Raw genomic sequence first — 3,442 nt, 5'->3', positions numbered from 1 at the left:
CAGGATGAGGATTTTTTGGTTGAGCCATTGCGTTATAACCGCATCAAGCGCGAAACGTTGGATTCGATGTGGCAGGCCATCAGCGCGAACAAACAGCCTTTCCTTTCGTTTTTGGACCGCAAAGCCGCTCTGATGGGCAAGGACAAGCTGGCTTGGTATGATGTCGATGCCCCTGTATCGCTCGGCAGTTTCCAATCAAAGACTTTCAGTTTCGACGAAGCAGTCGATTACATCATCGAACACTTTGCCTCCTTTGGTCCAAAACTGGCAGACTTTTCCTTGGATGCCGTCAAGAACCGCTGGATCGAAGCCGAAAACCGATCCGGGAAAAGACCTGGCGGCTATTGCGAAGATTATCCGGAATCGAAAGAATCACGCATTTTCATGACCTTTACGGGTTCAGCAAGCGATATGAGCACGTTGGCCCATGAGTTAGGCCATGCCTTCCATTCCCACGTGATGCGCGACCTGCCGGATCTGAATACGCGCTACGCCATGAACGTCGCCGAAACGGCATCGACTTTTGCGGAAACCATCATCAGCGCGGCTACGGTCAGAGAAGCCAGCAACGACGAAGAAAAAATTTCCTTGCTCAATACGAAGCTCGAAAATGCGACGGCCATGTTTCTGAATATCCATGCCCGTTATCTTTTCGAGAAGTCCTTCTACACCGAACGGATGAACGGTTTTGTCACTGCAGAACGGCTGTCCGGAATGATGGAGGCTGCCCAGAAAGAGGCATACCAAGGGGCCTTGAGTGACTACCACCCCCTATTCTGGGCGAGCAAACTGCACTTTTTCATCGATGATGTGCCATTCTACAATTTCCCTTACACGTTTGGCTTCCTGTTCAGCCTCGGGATTTACGCGCAATCGCTGCAGCAGACCGAAAATTTTGAGGAAACCTATATTTCCCTCTTGCGGGATACCGGTTCGATGGCGACGGAGGAGCTCGTAATGAAGCATCTTGGTGCCGATATCACGCAGCCTGACTTCTGGAACCAAGGCTTGGAGATCATGGCGGGAGACGTCGAAGAATTCCTGCGGTTGACCGAAAAATACATCTGAAGACATAATAAATCCCTGCGACCAAGTAATACAGTTCGCAGGGATTTATTTTGTTCAAATGGCTGCCGGTCCATAAACCTTGATGAAGGATGGCAGTATTTCGATTTCTAGCGGAAATGCCGGTCCTTCATCGCCGTCGACATTGGTGATCAGGCTATCACCATCTTCAAGGGTGATTGTGGCCTGTTTGAATGACTTGTAGATGACAGCATCCGAATTTCTGATTTCGCCTCTGATGAGCTGCGGCAGGAATTTCAGCGAGTCCAGCAGATTGAACTCCTTGAAAACAACCATCCGCATTTTGCCGTCATCGACTTTTGCTTGCGGCATGAAACTCTCGAAGCTGGCGATCGAATTCGTCAGCGCAATCAGTATGAGCGGGGATTCCTGTGTAAAAATCTCTCCATCCACCGTAAAGCAGAAACGATGCATGGTCTGGTTCGCCATCGCTTTCCCTCCTTCGATGAAATAAGCCAGCGGGCCATATTTTGTTTTTTGCTCCACGCTTACCTCTTCTACAGCTTCAGGAATCGCACCGGCAGCGACATTCGACACAAAATAACGACCATTGACCTTACCTATGTCCAAATCGACCAAGGACGCATCACCCAACATGCTGATGGCCTGCTCAGGGTCCAACGGGATACCGATTGCTCTTGCAAGATCGTTGACGGTGCCCAACGGAACGAACCCGAAAGACACGCTTTTTCCGGCAGCCGCCAAGCCATTGATGGTTTCGTTGACAGTGCCATCGCCGCCATGCAGAATACCGCTTCATGTCCCAGGGTTGCCGCTTCTTGCGCAAACTGTTCGGCATCGCCTTGCTTCTCGGTTTCTTTGACTGTGACCTTTTCAAACATTTCGCTCAACCACGTCCTCATCAATTCCAAATAGCCAGTAGCTTTTTCGCCCCCTGACGACGGATTTACGATCAATATGCAAATACCCATCTCATCCCCCGCTTTCATTTTACCTCTGCAGCAAGTGTAGCACGCAGCGCCCACCTCTATAAAGTATGACGCCCTTTTTTGGCCACTGAGCATATTTTTGGCTTTCCGCTTACAAAATGTGTATAATTTCATAACGTTCGAAGTAAAACAGATTGAATTAGGGGGAGCAGTATGACAAAAGAATATCGTGTCCTACTCTATTACAAATATACACCGATAGAGGATGCAGAAACATTCGCGCATGAACATCTGGGATTCTGCAAAGAAATCGGCTTAAAGGGAAGGATTTTGGTCGCACCAGAAGGCATCAATGGAACGGTTTCCGGGACCGTTGAACAAACACAAGCTTACATCGCGCACATGGACGCAGATCCGCGCTTCAACGACATCACTTACAAAACCGACGAGACGGACGGCCATGCTTTCAAAAAGATGTTTGTCCGCCCTCGTCAGGAAATCGTGTCTTTGCATTTAGGCGGAGATGACCTTGACCCAAACGAAACGACCGGCGCATACCTGTCCCCGGAAGCTTTCCGTGAAGCCATCCTCGACGAAAACACAGTCGTAATTGATGCCCGCAACGACTATGAGTACGACCTTGGCCACTTCCGTGGCGCTGTCCGTCCGGATATCGCAAACTTCCGCGAATTGCCGCAATGGATCCGCGACAACAAAGAAAAATTCATGGAAAAGCGCGTCGTGACCTATTGCACCGGCGGCATCCGCTGCGAAAAATTCTCAGGCTGGCTCGTCAAGGAAGGCTTTAAGGATGTCGGCCAACTGCATGGCGGGATTGCAACCTACGGGAAAGACGAAACGGTCAAAGGCGACCTTTGGGATGGTAAGATGTATGTATTCGATGAGCGCATCGGTGTCGACATCAATCGCGTCGAACATGTCGTAGTCGGAAAGGATTGGTTCGACGGCACGCCATGCGAACGCTATGCGAATTGCGCCAATCCGAGCTGCAACCGCAGAATGCTCTGTTCCGAAGAAAATGAACACAAGTACATGCGCAGCTGCTCGCATGAATGCCGCGTCCACCAGCCGAATTATTATGTGCAGCGCAATCAATTGACACTGTCTGACGTAGCGGAGCGTTTGGCCGCCATCGGAGAGACGATGGAAAAATCTGCCATAACGTCTAAATAGCAGCAAAAAATCAGCCAGGATAACCTTCTTGGCTGATTTTTTTGGCCCCCTCCGACTTAGTGATTGTTCGCGCTATGTAATAGTCACGGCAAAGCTTTTTTGTTATACTGATAAGTGACCACCTGAAAAGGAAAGAGGGAACATATGAACAATCCAGATGGAAATAAAGCAGAAAAATGGCTAAAAAAGACAGGCGAATTTTTCAAACGTCTTGGACAAACGATAAATGGCAGCCTCCAGCGGATTTTCACGAAAGAAAATGCTGCAAGAAC

Annotated in this window: 2 protein-coding genes and 1 pseudogene; 2 read left to right on the top strand and 1 reads right to left on the bottom strand. The window is 49.3% G+C overall.

Annotated features, from left to right (window positions below; translation table 11 throughout):
* On the top strand, positions 1–1,068 hold a 1,068-nt coding region (locus WBV27_RS10530; RefSeq protein WP_424201874.1), incomplete at its 5' end, for a M3 family metallopeptidase.
* 54 nt (positions 1,069–1,122) lie between these two features.
* Here the strand turns inward: WBV27_RS10530 and WBV27_RS10525 are convergent.
* Positions 1,123–2,018: pseudogene (locus tag WBV27_RS10525) on the bottom strand (diacylglycerol/lipid kinase family protein).
* Positions 2,019–2,189: 171 nt separating this feature from the next.
* Here WBV27_RS10525 and WBV27_RS10520 point away from each other — a divergent pair.
* Positions 2,190–3,170 carry a rhodanese-related sulfurtransferase gene (locus WBV27_RS10520; protein WP_424201872.1) on the top strand — a complete coding sequence of 327 codons (981 nt, stop codon included), beginning with the start codon at positions 2,190–2,192 and terminating at the stop codon, positions 3,168–3,170.
* The last annotated feature ends 272 nt before the right edge of the window (positions 3,171–3,442 follow it).

The organism is Trichococcus sp. (genome assembly GCF_049589555.1).
In the GTDB taxonomy this organism is placed as follows: domain Bacteria; phylum Bacillota; class Bacilli; order Lactobacillales; family Aerococcaceae; genus Trichococcus.
The sequence above is the reverse complement of the archived record's forward strand: the minus strand, read 5'-3'. Positions and strand labels throughout refer to the sequence as shown.

What these genes read in the sequence shown, in the direction of transcription:
- WBV27_RS10520 (WP_424201872.1), top strand. Translation starts at nt 2,190, where the DNA reads ATGACAAAAGAATATCGTGTCCTACTCTATTACAAATATACACCGATA.